Genomic DNA, 22187 nt, shown 5'->3' with positions numbered 1-22187 from the left:
ATTTTTTATTTCAACTTGCACAAAAACTTATAATTGTCGATCGCCTCCTCAACCGGGTGATTTCCCTCTTTTCCCGGATTAGCTTCTTCAAAACATTGATGCCATATACTTTTAGCCTCCTCTTTGAACAGCTTAGCAATTGTTTCCCAATCAGCACTAGAATCGAGGTTACTTAAGAAATTCATCGCTTCGGTAGCAACCTTAGTTCTTTCCCATCCTTTTGTTTCGTCAAACAATTCTAAGTATTGTTTGTCAAAGTATTTTGCCAACAGCATTGCAAATTTGAGCTGAGAGGTTTTGAGTTGTTCAGCTACTCTCGCAATATTGTAAAAATTTTGAGCAATTAGTCTGGTAAATCCTAAATAAATTGAACCTTTGAGTGACATAAAAAACATCTTCAAGGCTTCTGTAAAAGAGCCATCAATAAGCAAAAGTCTTTCACCTCTGGCTATCTTCACTTCTGCTAGAATTGCTTCCTGATAACTAAACACATCTGTTGGCTTAATTTCTGCTTTAATGATATTTTCTGTAAGATTGGCTAATTTTTCAGCTCGATCGCCATCTCCTAACCTACAGCAGACGCGGCTGGCATTGGCGAGCAAGTGAGCTGCTTTGAGTCTCAAGCCAATTTTTGAGGAACAGTATGCCGCCATCAAGAAATTTTCAGCAGCAGTGTCTAGCTTTTGGACACTTTCTAATTCTGAGCAAAAATCCAATCTAGCCGAGCGAGCAAAAATTTCTGATGCACATAAATATACATCAAAATCAAAACGTCCTGGATAACTGCCGTACCTTAAAGTTCCTTCTTTGATGTATGTTTTCAGTTCATCCAAACAATTATTAATATTATAGCTGGACGATGGAGATTGCCATTGCTTCTGTTCTATAAAAGAGCGATCGCCAGACAAAAATCTGTGCAACATTTCTTCTAGCCTGTACATGATGACAACAGGTTGATATTTAGATAATTGACTGTTGCCGTTCAATTCTGCCCCAACTTCTGACAAAAATTCTGCTGCTTCTGTCATGTTGATTTGAATGTGAGCTGAACGCGCTAAAATTAAATTAGCTATACACAATTGGCGCTCTAAATCGCTGGCATAAAATTCTCTAAAAATTGGATGAGCTTTTAAATAGGTTTTTTGGAGTTCTTTAATTTGCTCGATAGCTTCTTTCAAGTAACTTTTAACAGACCGATTCTTCAGACGGCGGTCTGTCTGAAAGACATAACCACTCGTTAACTTATGACAGTAACTTAAACTATTTTCTATCTCTGCTACTGCTTGGCAAACTTCATAATAATTCTTACAAAGCTCATCGGCACTCAAATTTTCAGACAGCCAAGTCGTTGCTGCTGAGACAAGTGATTGCAGAATGCTGGTAATCGTATCTAGATCGATCCATACTCCCTGATAAAATTTATCATCTTGATTATTTTTGCCTTCATCCTTTAATGTAGCTGAGGCTTTAACCAGTCTAGTTGTAACTTCTTTTCTACCTAATGCCTGCGAAGCAATATCTACAAGTTTAAGATTCGATCGATATCCCATTCCCCTAGCAACAGCAGTTAGCATATTGTCATAGTAAGTCCCAGATGAACAATATTGCCAGCATACATTTTGATTGGTTTTGCCAAAATTGCAGGTAACAGATACTTCGATCGCTGTGTCAGAAATTTCGGGATATAAGTCACCTCTCAAGTACCTTTCTGCTCTATTTGCTGCATTTTTTAACAATTGCTTTGTAGCTAAATCATCAGTATCTTCATCCAAAGAAAATGTCAGTGTTTTAAATTGACACTCTGTCACTCTAATTTTCCTTAAAAATTTATTCATGTTAGCAGTAGTCTGCTCGTGTTCTAATATGCACAAAAACAGCTCGAAAAGTTCGGCTTTATTAAATTCTGATTTGCCTAATGCTATGAGTTTAGTGATTGCCTCTTTAAGACCCTCTAGCATTTTTCTACTGGGTTTTTCATAGTGAATGCGAGCGTTCCACCACTGCTGAACAATAATGTCTATATTTTCTAAAGATGCGTAACCATCAATTATTGGTTTTTCGTCAGGAATTGAAACGTGATAATACCTGGCTGCGATTTCATTTTCAATAGCTTCTGTGATTTTAATAAAGTCAGTAAATTCTGTAAATTCTAAATTAGAAAGCCGAGAAGTAATTCGCTGCAATTGTTGGTGTCTGCTGGGATCTACTTCCACAATCATATTTGTTGAACTCGGTAAAAATCCCGCAGCTTTTAGCAAGCTATTTGAGCCTGCTTCCCGCAACTGTTCGCGGTTGGACTTCGCTTCATCTGAAATACTTTTACGCTCAATTTGTTCTGGCGCAGTCAGAAAATCCCACAGACGCATCAGGTGAGACCTGCGAATTGGCAATTTATTGCTGGATTTGTTCATAAATGATACTAGCGGCTGACGGCTGATGCCGAGACCTTCTGCTAGTTCTACGTTGGTAACGTCTAAATCGCTTTTGTACCGATCGAATTCTTGACGCAGTTGCTGCCAATAGCGATTTTCTTCCTCTTCATATTTTTCTAAGCTGTCATTTTGGCGATCGGTCATAATTACCTATACTCTATTTTGTTATGAAAGTTACAGCACTTTTCATTTTGTAGGGCGATGCCAATATATCCTACCCTGATTTCAGGTTTCTGAGATGTACTTGATGCTGCCCCAGGAATTGATTGTACTCCATTTATACACAACTGGGTAAGAGTTTCAGGCTATTTGTTGCCCTATCGAAGATTTGGACGCAGGGATCGCTGGGCTGTTCCCGTACCGCTAATAGTGTTTGTATAATATTTAGACGCTATTAGTAGCGATCGCACTTGACATCTTCCCGGCTTTGCCAGCCTTCGGCACGAGCAAGATTTTCAAGAATGACGATTCAAGGAGCTTTTAAGGTAAATAGCCACACCGATGGCGATCGCCATTCTGCTGTCCCTGCTTAAAAGCACCACTTTAAACGTCTATTTTATATACAGTGCAAAGCGAATAAATAACATAATCTTGCTTGACAGTCAGTATCCAGAAATAGGACAATATAAAAAACCACCTCGGTCTGGTGAATACCAAGACAAAGGTGGCAAAAGTTAAATTAACTTACTGCCATGATACAACTGAAGCCGCGAAATTTAGTTGCAAGAGCTCTAGCTCCTTTTGCACAAATGCTGAACAGGATTGTTTTTGGGCAAACCATTTCTGAGCCACAGCCAGTTCCAGGCGTTGACCGAGCTCAGAATTTCGAGCAAGAAGCGATCGTCGATGAAGAAATCCAACCCCATTGCGTTGGTCGCGTTCATTTTCAGGCCAGTTGGTGGCCCGCACGGTGCGAGCAAGAAGTAACTCTGGTTCGCGGTCAAATCGTTTTTGTGGTTGGTACAGACAATATTACTCTGCTAGTCGAACCACGGTAACGATCGTAAAATGCTGCTGATTTCAGGTAGGGGCAATTCATGAATTGCCCCTACATTAGCATTTATTTACTGGCTAATTCCGGGCAATAATGGTTGGCAGCAAGAGTGGTAATAATATCGGCATCCGCGAGAAAACTTTCTTTGGCAGTTGGATTTTCGATACTGACAGCTTGCCCGATCGCTCTTAATTTAAACTCCGGCAGAGAAACTCCCGATTTTGCTTCCGCACACATTCTTTTAGCTGTGGCAATTTTTTGACCGGGGGCCCTTTGGATTGCTTGCAGTAAATTGTTCGTTGCTTCTGGAGAGTAGCTTTTTGCTAAGCGTTTGTAGTCTTCGAGAAATTTCCCATCGTTTCCTGTCAGCTTAATGTCGGATTCTTGAGGCGAACACAACAAATTTAAGTTAATTACTTCTCCCGCTGAATTGACCAGAAAACATCCTTCCCGTTCTTGGGCGATCGCGCTTGGATCGGTGGATACAATTTGTATAATAACGGCGGATAAAACAGCAGTTAAACGCGAGTATTTTAGCATGGGAATTACGTGATATATTTGGGATTTTAATCGCAGAATTCGGAGCCGTAGGGTGTTAGGGAGTCAGAGCGTGTAGCGATATAAACCAGCCCCGACTAAGCGAAAAGCAGCAATCATGGCAGGAAATTCAACCGACATAATATCAGACGAACATTTCGTTATCTAGGGAAGTTTTCATTAACAGCAAACATCCCCCTTCTGTGAGGGGCGAATGTGTGGAACCGGGAACCGATCGAATGTAGTCACCTTGATGGCAAATTTCCCCTTCTACAATTAAGTCTCCTTCTAATACAAGCACTTCCTCCGAGGCAGCGTGTCGGTGCATGGGAAATGTTACTCCCGGTTCTAGTCGCATCAAGCAGGTAATTTCGCGCTTTTTTTTGTCAATATAAAGCTTGCCCAACGAAACTCCGGGAACTCCATAAGATTTCCATTTGACATCATTCGATCGCACGATTAAAGATGGAGCATTGTTCTCCGTTGGAGAGCTAACAATGGGCTTTAAATTGACTGATTCTGCCGGGGTTGGCGGCAGTTCGGCTATGCGCTGGAACAGGCGGTTTTTGAGGTCGGGGACGACGGGAACTGGGGGGGCTGTGTAGGCGATCGCGGCAATTGCGGCTTCAAAAGCTGCTAATTCACTTGTAAGTTCTGCGGACTCTTTCAATTTCTCTGCAAATGCGCCGCGTTCTGACTCGTCGAGGATATCGAGAGCTTGAAGGGCTGCAAGGATTTTATACTCCTCGTCTGGCATCATTTCCATCTGTTTTCCGCCATTAATTGTAATTCAGCCTAAGTTGATTTTAAATTTGAGATTGGTCTGCTGCCCTCGCACTCAAGATGGATGATTGGAGATGCCATAATTTTAGATTGATGTTAAAAAACTTCAATTTTGTTTTTTGACAATCTAAAAAAATTGTTCGCTCAAAGCTTGACGCAATTTGGAAATGCCCAACCGAATTCGGGTTTTGATTGTACCTGTCGGGATACCAGTTTTAGCTGCGATCGCCGCGCAAGTCAGCCCTTGGTAGTAGGCGAGTTCGATCGCCTCTTGCTGTTCCTTTGGCAGTTTGTCTAACGCTGCTTTGACTTGTTCGCTGCGTTCTTTAAACATTGCATCTTCCATCGGTTCTGCAACGCTAGAGATGGGTATCTTCGCATCTTCCAGACAAGCTTCAGCAGCCCGGACTGTTCGCTGCATCGCTCGGAGTCGATCGAGAGAACGGCTGCGGGTAAGCATGAACAACCAAGTATCTGCTCGACTGCGAGAAGGATCGTAAGTTGCTGCTTTTTGCCAAATTTGGGAAAAAACATCGATTACCACTTCTTCAGCTTCTTCTACCGAACCCAGAATTTTGTAAGCGAGAGCGTAACTTGGGCGACCGTAGCGATCGTAAAGTTTAGCTAATGCCGTTTGGTCTTTCCGGGCAATCTGCACTAAAAGCAGCGATTCATCGCCTGACTTCTGGCCTGTCATTTCAGTGTACCCAAAATTTTTGTTTTGACGGCACAGATCCAAAATTAACAATTCGGCGTATATCACTACAGAACATAATTGTAAGTTTGAAGTTGGGGGTACAAGCTGGAGTATGCCTTTTCGGGCTAATTTTGTCGTGCTTTGAATTGTAAAAATCCCAAGTCATCTTGAATTTTACCACCTGATTAGTAATTTTTTTGACACTTAGCAATCCGCTTCATGCACAACGAAGAAATGCCCTGAGGCTGAACAGTCAATCGATTTTAGATTTTAGATTTTAGATTTTAGATTAAAGAATTGAAGCATTGACCCCACGGATAAATTCGGGGGCTCCTTTATCGGATACAGGTTTTTTATTTCTGGACGGATGAATCCGGGGGCTTGTATCCTGGATGCTTTAGGTCAAACCAGCGATTCACTCGTTCCTAAGCTTTGTTAGCTCGCTCCCAAGAAGAGCCTAGAAACCTATACAAGCGATGCTCTGGCTCCACTGGATCGAGGGAGGCTCTGTCTCCGAGCAGGCATTCCCAAGAATAGTCCGGGAACGAGTAAATGCTCAATAACGCACTTTTTTACATAAATTAACCTGGCAGCACAGATCCAAAATTGCCAAACCTTCGTATACAACCAATAGGAGAAGGCTCAGCAACAGCTCAAAGGCCCGACAGGTTGACAGATTTCCACCTGTTGCTACAAAACTAAAACCCGCGAATGCGGGTTATTTACCATTGATTTGTGGAAAAATTTCATTGAAATAAAGGTGCTAACTGTGAAGCTAACAAAAAAAATTCGCCGAACCATACTAGCTATTGAAGTAGCTCTAATTGCTCTATTAACTCCAGGGATAATTGTCGCTTCCGACCACGACGACGGCGAAGTAGATATCAAAGGTCGCGCTGTCAATTTAACTGACCTCTACGTATTTCGGGAAAAAGACCAAAATTCAGGAGCTGCCGAGGGGGATTTAGTATTGATCCTGAATTCAAATCCTAGGTCTGTAGCTCGCTATCAATATTATTTCAGCACCACTGCTCTCTACCAAGTTCACATCTCGCAGGTAGGTGACGTAAATTCTACCCCGACTGGACGCGCCGATATTGTGTTGCGGTTTGCTTTCAGTCCGCCTAACAATAAAGGTATGCAGGCAGTGGCTGTGACTGCTGTTCGCGGTGGCTCGGAGACAGTTGCTAAGACTACAGTTAACGGCGGATTAATTGCCACAACTCCGCTGAATTCTAATGCTGTTTTGAATACAGTACCTGTGGGCGGTTCTAACCTGACTGTATTTGCAGGCTTGCGGGAAGACCCGTTTTTCTTTGATGTCGAACAATTTTTTAGAGTTCGCGCCGCAGCTTTGGGAACCGGGCCGCGCACTGCTTTTAAACAACCGAATCAAGCGATCGACTTTACTAAAGGTTACAACGTCAATACAATTGCCGTGCGCGTTCCGAAAGCGTTTTTGCAAGCAGGAAGCGGGGCGAATACTTTTGATGTTTGGTCAACTGTTTCTATCAGAGACGGAGTTGGCGGTTTCAAACAATTCGAGCGTTTGGCAAGACCTGCAATTAATGAGGGTTTGATAGTTACTCCCGACTTTCTGGAAGCATTCAACAGTATTCCTCCGAGATTGGATTTGAGCGGTGCGGCTGCTCCAGTGCGGCAGGAAGCTGTTGCTACTCTGAATGCTGTGGATCTTTTGGACGGTCGGGATAATGTCGATCCAAATGCGATCGCCGGAGCTTTCTTACCCGATGTCATGCGGATCGATACCACAAAAACCAGCGGCTACGCTAGCGCTACAAATGCTCAAGGAAGCTTGATCGGAGGTCGTATGCTGATGGACGACGTTATTGATATTACTCTGGGAGCTTTGGTAGGTTCTCCGGTTGGCGATAACGTTTCATATAACGGAACTGCGGGAAATCCGGCTCAGGGACACAAACCTTTAGAACCGAATTTTCCTTATTTGGCTTTGCCTAATTAGTTATTAGTCATTAGTCATTAGTCATTAGTCATTAGTTATGAATTATTGGCTAATGACAGATATAAAATACTTTGTTTAACCGCAGATAAACGCTGATTAACGCGGATATATGAAAGCTAAAAGTAAACCGGAAATAAAATCTGATATTTTCTCGTGGTGGCTGCTGATAGTGGTTCCTGTAGTTGGGATGGTAGTATTGAATTTACCTCCTAACTTGCGTTTTATTTCAGGTAAATTTTCTAATCAAAGTCCCGAAAATCTCGATGCTAATTACCGATATCATTTCTCGGAAAGTTTGAGAAATAATCCGAATCAAAAGGAAGCAATTCAGCAAGAAATTGCTTTTTACCAGCAGCGGCTGGCTGTTGATTCCCGCAGCGGTTTGAACCGAGCGGCGCTGGCAGGAGTTTATTTGAAAATGGCTCGCGCTACTGGAGAGGGAGGCTGGTTTTTATTGGCAGAACAGGCGGCTCAAAGGTCGATCGCCGATTTGCCTTTTGACAACAAAGGTGCGCTGTTAGTTTTAGCTCGAATTGCCGAGGCCAGACACGATTTTGCTACTGCTTTGCGCTTTGCTAAACAGGTGGGTTTTGACAATGAAGATGCGATCGCCCTTTCAGTTACATCTCACTTAGCCACGGGAAAAGTGAGCGAGGCAAATGCTGCTGCAGAAGCTTTAGTTAACCGGATTCCGAACTTGGGTTCTCTCACTTTGAGAGCTTTGGTGAGAGAGTCTCAGGGCCGAGATGCTGAGGTTTTGCAGGATTACCGCCAAGCAATGGCGGCGGAGGAACCGGGAGAGGTTGCGGGTTCGGCCCGGGCCCGATCGCTCTTGGGTCGATTTTACGCGCGTCGCGGGCAGTTTGTGCAGGCGAAAGCGCTGTTTTTGGAGGCGCTGCGGTTGGTGCCGCGATACCCGCTGGCGCTGATTTATTTGGCGGATTTGGAGACGCGCCAGGGCAATTATCGGGAGGCGGAAGGCTATTACAGCAAAGTTTCTGCGTATTCTGGCGGGGTTGCGACTGTGTTCGATCGCACTGTCGATCGCGGTATGGCAAGAGTTAAAGAGTTAGAAGGAGATGCGATCGAATCCCGCCGACTTCGCGACAAAGCAGAAGCTGGGCTGCGACAGGAACAGGTTTCTGGCGGTTTTGGCCACCGCAGGGATTTGGCAAGTTTGCTGCTGGAAAAAGGGCGATCGCAGGATGTTGCGGAAGCGCTGGCGTTAATGCAGGAGGAGGTGAAAATTCGGCGGGATGCGGTGACGCTGGATACTTTGGCTTGGGCGCTTTCCGCCGCTGGGGAATGGCAAAAGGCCGATCGAGTGATGGCCGAAATACTGCGATCGGGGATTCGGGATGCGGGGATGTTTTACCGGGCTGGTGCGATCGCCCGGACTTTAGGTAAGGATGCTGAATCTCGCGCTTATTTTCAAAAGTCCAAGGAAATTGACCCGAGTTTTGACGATCTATCTCGCCAAGCATTGGGTTTGGGAAGTTATGAATTTTGAAATTAGCCAGAAGAACAGCCTCTTGAAGCAGGAGAAATTTATGCACACTAAATTTGTGCGATCGTACAAATATCTGATTCTTTTTTTTCTGACAATATTACTATTTTTCACAACCTCAACCAGACCAGTTTACTCGCACTGGTCAGACTTATCTGTAGCAGAAATAGTAGTCAACGATTTGCAAACCGAAGTAACATTAACATTCCCAACCGGCTTAACAAACTTCGCCGACGACAATCGAGACAGCCAGCTACAACCTGCTGAAGTTCGGAGCCACCAAACACAGCTAGAAAAGTTTTTCAGCCAACAAATCCGCATCGCTAACAGTAGCAACATTCAAGGCTCTGTAGCAGTAACATCGCTAGAAATAGCAGCTAAAACCGCCAGCTTGATCCAGCAGCCGAATACCCACAGCACCTTAATTTTAGACTACACCTGGGCCGCACCTTCTCAAAATATAACCCCCGGTTTACCTGACTCAATTTCCATCTCAAAACCCGATAAATTGCGGATTAATTACAATCTGTTTTTGCCCGGAGTGCTGACAGCTAGCTGTCAAGCTACGATCGTGCAAGCGGGTGCTGTAAAAAGCTTTGTGTTTACGCCGCAAAACCGAGACTTTTTGTTAGCAGGAAAGGAATCTATCTGGGATTCTGGTTGGAGTTTGCTGTTAGCAGTAGCGGGAGCATTTGCTTGGGGATGCGTGCACGCGATGTCGCCCGGACACGGAAAAACCATAGTCGGCGCTTATTTAGTGGGTTCGCGGGCTACTCCGGTACACGCTTTATTTCTAGCAGCTACGACTACAATTACTCACACTGCCGGCGTGTTTGCTGTGGGCGGAATTACTTTGTTTGCTTCTAACTTAATCAACCCAGAAAAATTAGATCCTTGGCTGAGTTTAATCTCAGGTTTATTAGTAGCTTTCATCGGTCTTAGCTTACTCTTAGAAAAAATCAAAACTAGGTTTGTAGTGAGGACTGAAGTTATCAAAAAAATCAAAAGTAAAATTTTTAATAGTAAAAACTGGTTTCTAAGGACTAAAGTCTTTACTGCCGAAGGTGAAGAAGCAGTAAATCTTTTGAGTAGGGGAAGTTGGGAGAGAGAATTTAAACCTGTAAAAGCCGATATATCTCACCACTACCACCATCACGGAGACGGCCGCGTTCACTCGCATTTGCCGCCCGGTGCTGACGGTTCTGCTATTACTTGGAAAAGCTTATTAGCGTTGGGAATTTCTGGCGGTTTGTTGCCTTGTCCTTCCGCTTTGGTGATGCTGTTGAGCGCGTCGGCTTTGGGCAATGTTGGTTTGGGAATGACGCTAGTGGTAGCATTTAGTTTGGGATTGGCTTTAGTGCTGAGTGCGATCGGATTAATCTTAGTTTATGCCAAACGTAATTTTGATAAACTGCCAAAACAGATAACAGCCGTCAAATTTTTGCCTGCGATTAGCGCGACGTTTGTAATGTTTTTGGGGTTGGGGATCGCCGGACAGGCTATGTTTAAAATATTGGGGGCGAATCAGTGAGTAATTAGCAATGGATAAGTAGGTTCACCTGAGATATTGCACCAGTGTCAAGAACAGGCTTTCCGGCCTGTTCCACAAAAGATGTATTTTCTTGTGGGCCGTTGCTCCTAGCGGGCCTTGAAAGAATTATTGAGAAGGGTGCAACATATGAGTTCACCGCATTCAACCAGCACTTACGCAGAAATCGGGTTTATGAGTAAAGATTCTGGGTTAAAATCTTGAATCTTCCTTCCTATTCCCGATTTATTGATTGTTTTTGGGTTCCAAAATTTAACTAAGCTAATCAGCATTTAAATTGCATCGACCGAAATAATCAAACCATTAGTGGGCTGTTGCTCGCAGCAACGCCCGAAATATGCAATTTAAATGCTCAACAGCTTAGCAGGCGGGAAGTCCCCGCCCCGACAAGGGTTTGAATTGGCGGGAAGTCCCCACCAATTCAAGATCAGATCGCACTATGTTTATTAATAATTTCGGCTAAATCCGGTACTCCCTTTTCCACGTAAGTCTTAGCTGAGGGGCGGAGTTTGGCATAGGCGCCTTTAACCATCGATCTTGTGCTTTTCTCGACCCTTTTGTCACTTATCTGGAGCAATTCGTCTGCTACTTCACCTTTTCTTTGGGCTAGATATTCTACTGGGTTGCCATTGTTTACGGCTTCAGTCCACATCGGATCGAGTGCGATCGAGATTTCTGGCAGAAGTTGATCGACGACTTCGGCGCAATAGTCAGCCCGTATCCCATTGACAGTAGAGTAGGCAGCTTTAAGAGCCAGACCGCCCAATCCCGGCGCTGCAGCAACTTGTTTGTCTATCAACTTTACACAGTCATCAACAAAAGTTTTTCTGTTGTTTTCATCCAAGAGAATATCGCCAAGTCCCATTTTCACTTTCCTTGATTTAATGGTCAATGTGCTTATTAGCTTTCAACTCAATCAGACATCATATATCTATTTTGATCGTTTACTCAAAATTACCTAACTTTTTTAAGGTGGAATGTCTCTACTTGACAACCTGATGTTGAGATTTGTTTAGTATGTTATGGGAACTAATGTCCGATATGCTACTCATTATTGAGCTACGGTTTGTAGTAAGGGCTTTAGTCCTTATTAGGTGATATTAATGAGGACTAAAGCCCTTACTACCAACTGATGAGTTGTGAACAGTCACATAGCAAAGAGAACTACTCGAAAAAAATATTAGAGAGACTGTGCCTAAGTTCGATCGCACTTGCACGTATCTTGCACGTATCATTACGATTGGACGTTCGGCTTGATGCCCGCAGGTACTGCAACGAGGGGAAGTTTGACGGTTTGAGCCGGACGATCGCTCGATCGCAATACTAAATTTTTCGGTAATGTGGCGGAAGTGCTTAGTCCGGGAAAGACTTGAAGCGATAAGGTTAAGCCGGCCGCTAATAAAATTTTTTCTAACATGGCACTGTCTCCAATACATATGCCCTAGGGCATAATTCCTCTTACACATACACCATATAAACATCCTCTGTCCCTTGGTGCGATCGCACGGGCATAGTTAAGTGACACGTATCACGACAAAAGAGGGGGTGATGGGAATAGGGGGTGATGGGGGTAGGGGGGAGAGAGGGAGTAGTCGGGGAAAGTGGGAAAATCTTTACGCTTGACTTCTTGCCTCAACATCCGTTAAATCCGTTAAATTCCCTACACTGCTCGTTGCCGAACTTCCCGAAAAATCGAGAATTGTCCGAGAGAAAGAAGCCGTTGAGTCTCTCTGAAAGGTAGAATTAGCGCGTAGAAGTTATTTGACACAGCGGAGGTACCGACAATATGCTTGCATACTTTCTGGCGTTGGCGGTCGGTCTAGGCAGCTTCAGTATTTACATGGCTGCCTTCTTTTTTCCAGAAGTTCACCGCAAAAGTGATTTTACCTGGAGCGGGGTAGGGCTTTTTTATGCGTTAATTTTATGGGCTTGTGCGGGACGAATTACTGGTGCTCTCCTGCTTGGTCAAATGGCGGGTGTGGCTATGTTGGGTTGGTTTGCTTGGGAAACTCTGACTTTGCGCAGGCTGGTGACGCCCGTTGCTGAGCAAACGCCGATTCCTCAGTCCGTGAGTTTGCCGGGGGCAGCAGGTGGACTGTTGGCGGGCTTGTTTACCAAGAAACAAGAGCCGGCAGCGAAAAAACCTAAGTTTGTTCGATCGCCCAAACCGAAAACTGATGCGGTTCCAGCACCCGCTGTGGATAAGGGCGAGGTAAAGCTAGAGGAACAGCCCGCGATTCCCCCAATAGCTGAAATTATTGCCGAAAGTTCGATCGATTCGACAGCCGAAAGTGCGATCGGCCCTGACTTGAAAATTCCCGACAGGAGCGCACCTGCAATTGCAGAAATACCCGTCTTTTCAGTCGAAACTCCTGCTGCTGAGACTTCACCAACCCCAGCAGAATTAGCCAGCAACTTCACTCCTCTACCTCTACCTCTAGAAATTTCTGAAATTCCCGCTGCAGCAAGTTTGGAGCCAGCACAGGCTCAGCCAGAGCCTCAACAGCAGCCAGAAGCCGATGATTTTGACGAGATGGAAACAGAATGGAGGACAGCCGTTAAAGAGTCGCAAGCCGCAGCGGCCGCAGCGGTCGCGGCCCCAACTCCTGCCAAACCTGCTAAAAAATCCGGCGGTTTCGCAAGTCTGTTCGGCAATATCAAAAATAGTCTCGGCGGTATGTTGGGACGGGGTGCGGGTAAAAACAAGTCTGATGCAACTCCCCAGACGCCAAAACCTTCAGCGACTCCAGAATCGATCGCACCTGAATCTAAAATAACGGCAAGTCCTGCACCGGGTATCGACCAGATTCTCGAATCCGAATTAGCCGAGGCGGCCGCGGAAGTGGCAGCCGAAAGCACCAACACTGCTGTTGAAACCAGCCAAGCAGTGCCGTTTCCCAGGGATGTTGAAGCAATGGCCGATTTGATGGCGGCAGAAATCGCGAGTTTTGACAAAATAGGGGAAAGTCCGATCGACGAGCGATCGTCCGCCCAAACCCAGACACCTCTGGCTGCGGTTGGTGAACCAGAAGCAACAGCCCCTGCTGTATCTCTGGAAACCCAGACACCGCTGGCTGCAGTTGGTGAACCGGAAGCAGCAGGCCTACCGGAAGCAGAAGCCCCTGCAGCATCGATAGAAATGACTGTGGTGGAAATGGCAGCGCCTGTAGAGATAGAAGTACCGGGAGAACCTGGGTTGAGCGTGCAGGTGGAAACGGTTTCAGTATCAGTGATCTCGATCGAATCCACAGATAAAAAACCATCTTCTGAGGGAGAACAACCGGAATTGATTCGCCCGAATCCCCCCCCTTCGGAGCTAGTAGAAGCTGCTCAAGCGGCCGATGAATCCAAGTCTGAAAATCTATCCGACGAAGATAAGCCCTGATCTTGAGGCTAAAAGCAAAAGGTAGAAATCAGAATTTTTTTTGATTCTGCCTTCTGCCTTCTTACTTCTTACTTTTTACTTTTTACTTCTTACTTTTTACTTCTTCCCTCTTCCTTCTTCCCTCTTCCTTCTTCCTTCTTCCTTCTTCCCTCTTCCTTCTCCCTTAATATTATGAAAGCAATTATGGTCGTGGGAACAACATCTCACGCAGGGAAATCTTTACTTGTTGCAGCTTTGTGTCGAATCTTTGCTCGGCGAGGCTGGCGGGTAACTCCGTTTAAAGGTCAGAATATGGCACTGAATTCCTATGTCACAGCCGCCGGCGGAGAGATTGGTTACGCTCAAGCAGTGCAAGCTTGGGCTGCAGGCGTCGCACCTTGGGTAGAAATGAATCCGATTTTGCTCAAGCCGCAAGGAGACATGACTTCTCAATTGATTGTCAAGGGTCGGGCGATCGCCAATGTGCGAGCATCTCAATATTACGAGCAGTATTTCGATATCGGCTGGCAAGCTATTCGGGAATCTTTAGAATTTCTCCGTCAAGAATTTGACATGATTGTGTGTGAGGGAGCCGGTAGCCCTGCTGAAATTAATCTCAAACACCGCGATTTAACAAATATGCGGGTAGCTAAACATTTAAAAGCTCGGACTTTGCTAGTAGTTGATATCGATCGCGGCGGCGCTTTTGCTCACATTATCGGTACTTTGGAATTGCTCGATCCCGACGAACGGGCTTTAATTAAAGGATTCATTATTAATAAATTCCGAGGACAAAAATCGATCTTAGATCCGGGGCTGACTTGGCTCGAAGAAAGGACGGGAATCCCGGTAGTTGGGGTGATTCCTTGGATAGACGAAGTGTTTCCCTCAGAAGATTCTCTCGATTTGCTCGATCGGCGTTCTCCCAATTCTCAAACCGACATAAATATTTCGGTCATCCGCCTGCCCCGAATTTCCAATTTTACCGACTTTGACCCCTTAGAATCGGAAACTTCCGTCACCGTCAAATATGTCAGCCCAAAAGACCATTTAGGCCATCCAGATGCCGTGATTTTACCAGGATCTAAAACTACCATTTCCGATTTGCACGTGCTGCGCCAAACAGGTATGGCCAAAGCTATTCAAAATTATTTAGTAGCTGGCGGTACAGTCATGGGAGTTTGCGGTGGCTTTCAGATGCTGGGACAAAGTATCACCGATAAAGAAGGCATTGAGGGAGAAAAGGGAGAATTTCCAGGATTGGGATTGCTGCCTTTGAAAACTGCGATGGCACCGAACAAAATTGCCCGCCAACGAATCGTAACATCTAACTATCCTCAACCGGGTTTGCCTGTTTCCGGTTACGAAATTCATCAAGGAAAAACGCAGATCCTAGAGTCAGATTTGACTCAGCCGCTATTTGACGATCCGAGTTTAGGAATTGTCAATACTTCTCAATCAATTTGGGGTACATACCTGCACGGTATCTTTGACAACGGAGCTTGGCGGCGAGCTTGGTTAAATCACTTGCGGCAGCAGCGGGGACTCCGCGCATTGCCTACAGGTATTCCTAATTACCGGGAACACCGAGAAGCTCTGTTAGACACTCTAGCAGATACAGTGGAAAAGCACTTAGATATAAAGCATATTTTAGGTTAATTAGTTAACAGTTGACTGTTGACTGTTGACTGTTAACTATTGTTTGTTAGAGTTGAGGTTAAAATTCAATGACAAAAGTTTGTTTTTTACCAGATAATGTGACAGTTGAAGCTGAACCAGGAGAGCATTTGCTAGATGTAGCCAAACGTGCAGGGGTTTGTATTCCTACTGGCTGTCTCATGGGTTCTTGTCACGCTTGCGAAGTAGAAATTGATGGCGGGGATACGATTTGTGCTTGTATTTCCGGCGTTCCTTCCGGGAAAAAGCAAGTGACAATTAATCTCTATGTTGACCCGACTTGGTAATTTGTCAGTTGGCAGTTGGCAGTCAACAGTCAACAGTCAACAGTCAACAGCCAACAGCTAACAATCTCCCATTCGCAATTCCCAATCTTTAATTCTTTTGCCATTCTTGCTGTTTTTTGCGAGCAGATTGCAGCCATTTTTGGGATTCGGGATAAATAGTTGTTCCGGGTTTGACGGATTCTAATTGATTGATAATTTTTTGCAACTGGCTGAGGGAGTAACCGGGATTTTGCCTCGGAGAATTCACCTCATTTTGCAAGTTGGCAAACAAGCTTTTAGCTTCTTGCAAAGCTCTTGCCGAATCTTTTTCTGCTTCCAGTCTAATCTGGGTAATTCCTAAATTTTTCTGATATTCAGCGAGTTTGGTTTGAGCATCGAGATAGCCCGGATTATCGACAGAAATCAATTTCAGTCTATTAATACCTTCTTGCCACAATTCTGCTATTTGTTCCCACTGTGCGGCGGGATGGGGAGGTTTTTGGGAGGCGACGGCGGCGGAGAGAGCAAATTCTTTGGCAGCTTCAATTAAGTTGTCAGCCTGCACAGAACCGGTGGCGATGCCGCCCATTGCTTGAAAGTCTCTTTCTGCTGCTTTGAGTGTTTTCTTAGCTGTTTCTCCCGCGAGGGTTTCGGCGGGAATTTGATTGAGTTGGTCGATCGCACTTTGCCAATTTACCGTCGCTTTTTGTCTGTCTGCGGCAGTTTTTGCTTGCTGATACTGCTGTTTCGCCACGTTGAGAGTTTGTTCGACTTGATTTAACCGAGTAAAAGCATTTTTTTGCTGGAAAATCTGAGCCTCCATCCGCCCGACATTTTTGCGGGCGGCTTGAAATTCATCGAGTGTAAACCGCCAACTGCAGCTAAAAAAAGAGCAGTACCTCTTTGGGTAATAGCCGAGGAACCACACTGGCAAGGCGTCGAGGTGTTTTTGAGCCTCTTTTGCTTTAATTTCGCCCAAGTCAAAATCAGCGACAGCCGTGGCTTTATTCACCAGTTGATCGGATTGTTCCACAAGGGCGATCGCCTGCCGGTAATTGTAATCCATACTCCTAAAACTCGGCAGCAACAATATCGGCATTGTTTTCGCCACGGGCCAGCGAATCATCGGAAAAGGCAGGTTAATCAGCCAAATTATCCCCGCAGCACTTCCCAGCAAACTCCCAGCAAAGATGATTTTACCGAACAATCCGGGCGGGCGGTTGGCTTTGAGGGCAGCTTTGAGAGCTTGTTCGCTGAAGTTAGGAAATTCGTCTTTGAAGGTATCGCGGATTTCTTCTCTTGACGCGAAAGTGCCGTTTTGCGATCGTAACTTCTCCAACCGCTTGATCACCATCCGTCGGTACACTTCACCCGCTAGACTATTAGCCGCCGCGCACTTGTCAACTTCTGCCCGCAAAATTTCAAAAGCTCGATCGGTAAGACGCGCCATAAAACTCACCTATTTCCTTTTAGTTATTTTACAGGTTCCCGTCAAAATAATTGTTAAAATATATAAAATTTATATGAAATAATCCGAATTAAGTTCATGCCGACTGCTTTAATCACCGGTGCTTCTGGCGGAATTGGCGCAGCGTTTGCCGCCGAATTAGCCAAACGCCAGCACAATCTAATCTTGGTAGCTCGTTCCGAAGCCAAATTGCAACAGCTAGCTGCTACACTGCAACAACAATTCAAGGTTCGGGTAGAAGTAATCGTGCAAGATTTGAGCGCACCGGGCGCTGGAACTGCTGTATTTGATACGGTTGTTAAAAAAGGTTGGACGGTTGATTTGTTGGTGAATAATGCGGGTTTTGGCGATTACGGTGTTTTTGCCGATCGCCCGCTTGCGAAACAACTAACAATGGTGCAACTAAATATTGTAGCATTAGTTGAACTTTCGCATTTATTTTTGCAGGGAATGCGCGAAAGAAAATCGGGAAGTATCATCAATGTTGCTTCCATCGCAGCTTTTCAACCAATGCCGTACTTGTCAATGTATGCAGCTACTAAAGCGTTTGTTTTGAGTTTCAGCGAGGCACTTTGGGCTGAGAACAAAGATTTAGGAATTGGCGTTTTGTGCCTTTGTCCAGGGCCGACAGAATCGGACTTTGCTGCAGTAGCTGAATTTCCGAAAAGTTTGGCATCCAGCAGCGGGCAAAAACTCGTTCCTGCTGCGGAAGTAGTGCGAGATGCTTTGAAAGCTTTAGACAAAAATGAGTCTAATGTTGTGACAGGGGGAATTCCCAATCAAATTGTTGCAAATATGCCTCGATTGATACCGCGAGAACTTTTGGTGAAGTCGGTAGGAAAGCTGTTTCGGGCGAAAGAGGAATAATCGCGATCGTTGACAATATAAATAAACCCGCCCCCGCCCAAGGACAAATATTCGATCGCCCCTAACCCAAATTTTACCAAAAGTCGATCGCACATTCGGGCTACCAAAATCCCCGACGCTACCCCACAAGTCCGCCGGGGGTTGAAACCCCCGTCTCATAGCGAAAGTCCTCTAAAAGAGGACTGAAAAGCACATTAAATAAACAATCAAGTATTTGTCACCATAATCGAGTATTTTTCACCATTCTTCAGTCGGTTTCAACCGACTTTAGCTATGAGACAGGGGTTTCAACCCCTGGCGGACTCGCGGACAAACAAACGACCCCCTGGACAAACCATCGCACCCACGGACAAACCATCGGGCCGACGAATAAACGATAAATCCCCGTGGTGTTGCAAATATTGTCGCCCAAATGCAAGAACCCCTACAAAAAACTTGGCATCGCCCGCCCCAAACAGATGAGTTTCACCGATAATAAATTAATGGATCGCACAATCCCAAATCCTAAATCGCAATGAACTCAGAACGCCAACAAGCCTATCTCAACCTGATAAATCAACTGCTAACCTGTCCCAGCGGCGAAGAACCGGAGATATTGAAAACTCACCCGGAATTGCTGGATGATGGCTTGGTGGCGGCAATGCTAGAAGAGGCAGAGAATCTTAGAAGATTTGGGCAACTAAATAACGCTAATCGGTTGATGAATTGTGCCGGGATACTGCTTGGGATGAATGACAACACCTCAGTGGCAGTCACCCGAAAAGCAGAAGCAGACAGACTGTTTGAACAAGGTAATCAGCAGTATGCAATCAGTCAATTTCGAGAAGCTTTGCTGTCTTGGGAACAGGCATTAACTATCTATCGGGAAATTGGAGATCGCAAAGGAGAAGCCGCTTCCCTCGGCAGTTTGGGCAATGCTTACGATTCCCTAGGGCAATTCGACAGGGCGATCGGGTTTCACGAACAGTGTTTAGAGATTTCACGGGAAATCGCATTTCGCCAAGGAGAAGCTAATTCCCTCGGCAATTTAGGAAATTGTTACGAATCCCTAGGGGACTGCCTGGGGGCGATGGAGTTTCACAAACAGTCTTTAATGATTGAACGGGAAATTGAAAATCGTCCAGGAGAAGCTCTTTCCGTTGGCAATTTGGGCAATGTTTATAATTCCCTAGGGCAATACCAAAAGGCGATCGAGTTTTACGAACAGTGTTTAGTGATTGCGCGGGAAATCGGAAATCACCAAGGAGAAGCTGTTTCCCTCTGCGGTTTGGGCATAGCTTACCAATCCCTCGGTCAATACCAAAAGGCAATCGAGTTTTACCAGCAGTTATTAGAGGTTTCTCGTAAAATCGGAAATCGCCAAAATGAAGCTATTTTGCTCGGCAATTTGGGCAATGCTTACAATTTTCTAAGGCAATATCAAAAGGCGATCGAGTTTCACGAACAGTCTTTAGTGATTAAAGGAGAAATCGGAGATCGCAAAGGAGAAGCTATTTCGTTCGGCAATTTGGGCATTGCTTACAAATCCCTAGGGCAATTCCACAGCGCGATCGAATTTTATCAAAAGCAATTAGAGATTTCACGGGAAATCCGATATCGCGAAGGAGAAGCTAATTCCCTCGGCAATTTGGGCAATGCTTACGATTCCCTAGGGCAATTCCACAGCGCGATCGAATTTCACCAACAGTCTTGAGAGATTTCACGGGAAATCGGATATCGCGTGGGAGAGTCAAGCTCTCTCAACAATTTGGGAAATACTTTCCTAAAAACTCACCAACTTGCTGAAGCTGAAACAGAACTTCGCGCCTCGATCGCAATTCATGAAACTCTGCGTTCTGAATTAGTAAATAATGAGCACAAAGCCTCAATCTTTGAAACCCAAATATATGCCTATCGCCTGCTGCAAAAAGTCCTAGTTGCCCAAACTAGATTTGATGAAGCCTTAGAAATATCTGAAAAGTCTCGCACCCGTGCCTTCGTCGAGTTATTGCGACAAACCTTATTAACAAATGATGTGCCAGCGAATGACGAAACAAATCAATTATCCATCCCCAAAATCCAACAAATCGCCCGCGACAGAAACTCCACAATAGTTGAATACTCGATTGTCAACCCAAAAATTTACATCTGGGTAATCCAACCAAACGGCCACATCACCCATCGCGCCGCCAACCTCGAACCCCTCAACCAACAAAACCAAACCCTCAAACAAATCATCCTCAAAGCCCGCGTCTCCATCGGCACCCATGAAACCGACGACGAAGGCAACAAAATTCAGCTAGAATCCCAGTACAATCGAGACGAAACAGGTCGATTTCCCCTATTGGAACTCCTCCATCAAATCCTGATCGAACCGATAATCGACTTGCTACCAACCGATGCTAATTCCCCCATCATCTTCGTCCCCCACTACGACTTATTTTTAGTTCCCTTCGCCGCCTTGCAAGATAGCCACAATCGCTACCTAATCGAAGATCATACCATCCTCACCAGCCCATCCATCCAAGTATTAGAAATCACCCGCCAACATCAAAACCGAGTGCGAGGATTGAGACAAGCAGCCCTAATTGTCGGCGATCCAACCATCGCACCCAAATTCAACGAAAACCCTTACAAACTCCGACAAATCCCCAGGGCAAAAGAAGCCGCCGAAGCCATTGCCGCAACTTTAGGAACCGAAGCAATTAGCGGAGAAAATGCCACAAAAGTCGCCATTTTAGACACGATGCTAAACACGCGCATCGTGCATTTATCCGCCCACGGACTCCTCGACGATTTCCAAGGTTCCGGCATCCCAGGCGCGATTATTTTAGCACCATCAGGAGACACCGACGACGGCGCGCTTAACGCCGCAGAAATCCTGCAATTAAAACTCGATTCCGAACTCGTAGTATTAAGCGCCTGCAGCACCGGAGGCGGTAAAATTACCGGAGATGGAGTCATCGGATTGTCGCGCTGCTTCATCCTCGCCGGAGTACCCAGCATCATCGTTTCCCTGTGGAATATGGGAGCGATTTCAGCCAAATTACTAATGACTGAATTCTACCAAAATTTAGCACTGGCAGAGAATCGAGCAGCCGCCTTGCGGTGTGCTATGCTAACCACAAAAGCTCGATTTCCGAGTCCCATAGCTTGGGCTGCATTTACCTTAATTGGCGAAACCGAAACTTTACCGCTGTCAACTGAAAAGAGTGATTTAAGGAGATTAGTAATGTCACTTCCCGATGAGGCCACACCCGAAGAAATTGTGGCGGCTTTCAGTAAGTTATTGAAAATATCCGAGCCGCAATTTGTCAAACAATTATCAGCGATTGAGGTTGGTTCGACCGATAATATCAATATTATCGCTCAAACAATCAAGGATTGGTGCGAAACTAGACCTCAAATAGAAGAGAATTTAGAGAACGAAATTTATCAAATGGGTGCGGGTGGTACAGATAGCGATGCACCTGAAGAAATCCGGAGGGAGTTTTGCGAAACGCTGAAGGAAAATCAGATTCGACTGGGTTTGCCTCTGTCGTCTGCGCCGCCTGCACCGCCAACAAATAATCCAGAAACACCTTCCTAGAAGACAAACCATAAAATTCTTGTGGGGTGGGCATCTTGCCCGCCCCAAATATCTGATAGAAATACTCGAAAACATCTCAAAAACTTGATTATGAGCCAAGAATGGCAAATTAAAAATCCCAGTATTACCCTCTATCCTTTCCACCTGCGGGATGATAGGGACAAAGGGTATAAGCAAGTAGCAGAAAATGCCCGATATTTGTGGGAAAATCTAGCTGATAATGTCGGCAAAGAATTTAACATCAACGAACTAAACTCCCTCAGAGACAACCTAATTTGCTACAAAAACGGTCTGTATTATCCCGACGGCGAACGGGAAAATCTGACTAACGAAGAATTGCTAATTCCAGATGGTGGAAAAACTCTAAAGTTTCCGCAAATTATTCAGCCAGATAACCAGAAACTTGATGGTTCTATCGTAAGGATTCAGGTAAAAAATAGTTCATTGAGAGCCGAAAAATCTGGTAATGTAGTCAGATGAGCGAAAAACCAGAG

Annotated in this window: 18 protein-coding genes; 11 read left to right on the top strand and 7 right to left on the bottom strand. The window is 45.1% G+C overall.

All coding sequences use genetic code 11. From position 1 onward, the window contains the following. Nucleotides 1-5: 5 nt before the first annotated feature. Nucleotides 6-2576 (bottom strand): hypothetical protein, encoded by a 2571-nt coding sequence (locus QUA54_RS29620; RefSeq protein ID WP_333418074.1) that lies wholly within the window; start codon nt 2574-2576, stop codon nt 6-8. 548 nt (nt 2577-3124) lie between these two features. On the opposite strand from QUA54_RS29620, the gene QUA54_RS29615 reads away from it, so the two are divergent. After that, nucleotides 3125-3430 (top strand): NfeD family protein, encoded by a 306-nt coding sequence (locus QUA54_RS29615; protein WP_333418072.1) that lies wholly within the window; start codon nt 3125-3127, stop codon nt 3428-3430. A 62-nt stretch (nt 3431-3492) separates the two neighbouring features. On the opposite strand, the gene QUA54_RS29610 is transcribed toward QUA54_RS29615, so the two are convergent. From QUA54_RS29610 to QUA54_RS29600, 3 genes are all read right to left on the bottom strand, one after another. Further along, complete coding sequence (locus QUA54_RS29610; protein WP_333418070.1) at nt 3493-3966, bottom strand: DUF732 domain-containing protein; 474 nt, start codon at nt 3964-3966, stop codon at nt 3493-3495. 142 nt (nt 3967-4108) lie between these two features. Then, a complete protein-coding gene (locus QUA54_RS29605) occupies nt 4109-4729 on the bottom strand; it encodes a cupin domain-containing protein (protein ID WP_333418069.1) in 621 nt (206 codons plus the stop codon). Between the two features lie 144 nt (nt 4730-4873). Beyond that, nucleotides 4874-5443 carry a sigma-70 family RNA polymerase sigma factor gene (locus tag QUA54_RS29600; protein ID WP_333418067.1) on the bottom strand — a complete coding sequence of 190 codons (570 nt, stop codon included), beginning with the start codon at nt 5441-5443 and terminating at the stop codon, nt 4874-4876. 769 nt (nt 5444-6212) lie between these two features. On the opposite strand from QUA54_RS29600, the gene QUA54_RS29595 reads away from it, so the two are divergent. The 3 genes from QUA54_RS29595 (at nt 6213) to QUA54_RS29585 (ending at nt 10465) form a co-directional block, all read left to right on the top strand. Beyond that, complete coding sequence (locus QUA54_RS29595) at nt 6213-7427, top strand: DUF4331 domain-containing protein (RefSeq protein ID WP_333191188.1); 1215 nt, start codon at nt 6213-6215, stop codon at nt 7425-7427. Between the two features lie 109 nt (nt 7428-7536). Continuing rightward, nucleotides 7537-8937, top strand: a complete 1401-nt coding sequence (locus tag QUA54_RS29590; protein WP_333418065.1) for a tetratricopeptide repeat protein — start codon at nt 7537-7539, stop codon at nt 8935-8937. 40 nt (nt 8938-8977) lie between these two features. Further along, nucleotides 8978-10465: a HoxN/HupN/NixA family nickel/cobalt transporter gene (locus QUA54_RS29585; RefSeq protein WP_333418063.1), complete on the top strand. Its 1488-nt coding sequence runs from the start codon at nt 8978-8980 to the stop codon at nt 10463-10465. A 445-nt stretch (nt 10466-10910) separates the two neighbouring features. Here the strand turns inward: QUA54_RS29585 and QUA54_RS29580 are convergent, their stop codons facing one another. After that, nucleotides 10911-11348 (bottom strand): DUF6918 family protein, encoded by a 438-nt coding sequence (locus QUA54_RS29580; protein WP_333418061.1) that lies wholly within the window; start codon nt 11346-11348, stop codon nt 10911-10913. 369 nt (nt 11349-11717) lie between these two features. After that, complete coding sequence (locus QUA54_RS29575) at nt 11718-11900, bottom strand: hypothetical protein (RefSeq protein WP_172190306.1); 183 nt, start codon at nt 11898-11900, stop codon at nt 11718-11720. A 369-nt stretch (nt 11901-12269) separates the two neighbouring features. On the opposite strand from QUA54_RS29575, the gene QUA54_RS29570 reads away from it, so the two are divergent. The 3 genes from QUA54_RS29570 (at nt 12270) to QUA54_RS29560 (ending at nt 15811) form a co-directional block, all read left to right on the top strand. Next, a complete protein-coding gene (locus tag QUA54_RS29570) occupies nt 12270-13868 on the top strand; it encodes a Ycf66 family protein (protein WP_333418060.1) in 1599 nt (532 codons plus the stop codon). A gap of 171 nt (nt 13869-14039) precedes the next feature. Continuing rightward, nucleotides 14040-15506 (top strand): cobyric acid synthase CobQ, encoded by a 1467-nt coding sequence (gene cobQ, locus QUA54_RS29565; protein WP_333191177.1) that lies wholly within the window; start codon nt 14040-14042, stop codon nt 15504-15506. Nucleotides 15507-15574: 68 nt separating this feature from the next. Continuing rightward, on the top strand, nt 15575-15811 hold the full coding sequence (locus tag QUA54_RS29560; RefSeq protein ID WP_333418058.1) for a 2Fe-2S iron-sulfur cluster binding domain-containing protein: 237 nt from the start codon (nt 15575-15577) through the stop codon (nt 15809-15811). Nucleotides 15812-15899: 88 nt separating this feature from the next. Here the strand turns inward: QUA54_RS29560 and QUA54_RS29555 are convergent, their stop codons facing one another. Next, the gene (locus QUA54_RS29555) at nt 15900-17240 is read right to left on the bottom strand and encodes a hypothetical protein (RefSeq protein ID WP_333418056.1); all 1341 of its coding nucleotides are present in this window, start codon (nt 17238-17240) and stop codon (nt 15900-15902) included. A gap of 96 nt (nt 17241-17336) precedes the next feature. Here QUA54_RS29555 and QUA54_RS29550 point away from each other — a divergent pair, with 96 nt between their 5' ends. The 4 genes from QUA54_RS29550 (at nt 17337) to QUA54_RS29535 (ending at nt 22173) form a co-directional block, all read left to right on the top strand. After that, complete coding sequence (locus tag QUA54_RS29550; protein WP_333418054.1) at nt 17337-18125, top strand: SDR family oxidoreductase; 789 nt, start codon at nt 17337-17339, stop codon at nt 18123-18125. Nucleotides 18126-18639: 514 nt separating this feature from the next. After that, nucleotides 18640-19818: a tetratricopeptide repeat protein gene (locus QUA54_RS29545; RefSeq protein WP_333418052.1), complete on the top strand. Its 1179-nt coding sequence runs from the start codon at nt 18640-18642 to the stop codon at nt 19816-19818. Nucleotides 19819-19845: 27 nt separating this feature from the next. Beyond that, nucleotides 19846-21693 (top strand): CHAT domain-containing protein, encoded by a 1848-nt coding sequence (locus QUA54_RS29540; protein WP_333418050.1) that lies wholly within the window; start codon nt 19846-19848, stop codon nt 21691-21693. A gap of 90 nt (nt 21694-21783) precedes the next feature. Beyond that, nucleotides 21784-22173 (top strand): hypothetical protein, encoded by a 390-nt coding sequence (locus QUA54_RS29535; protein ID WP_333418048.1) that lies wholly within the window; start codon nt 21784-21786, stop codon nt 22171-22173. Nucleotides 22174-22187: the final 14 nt, after the last annotated feature.

The sequence above is a fragment of the Microcoleus sp. MOSTC5 genome (assembly GCF_036701825.1).
In the GTDB taxonomy this organism is placed as follows: domain Bacteria; phylum Cyanobacteriota; class Cyanobacteriia; order Cyanobacteriales; family Microcoleaceae; genus Microcoleus; species Microcoleus asticus.
This window is presented reverse-complemented; position numbering and strand designations above follow the sequence as displayed.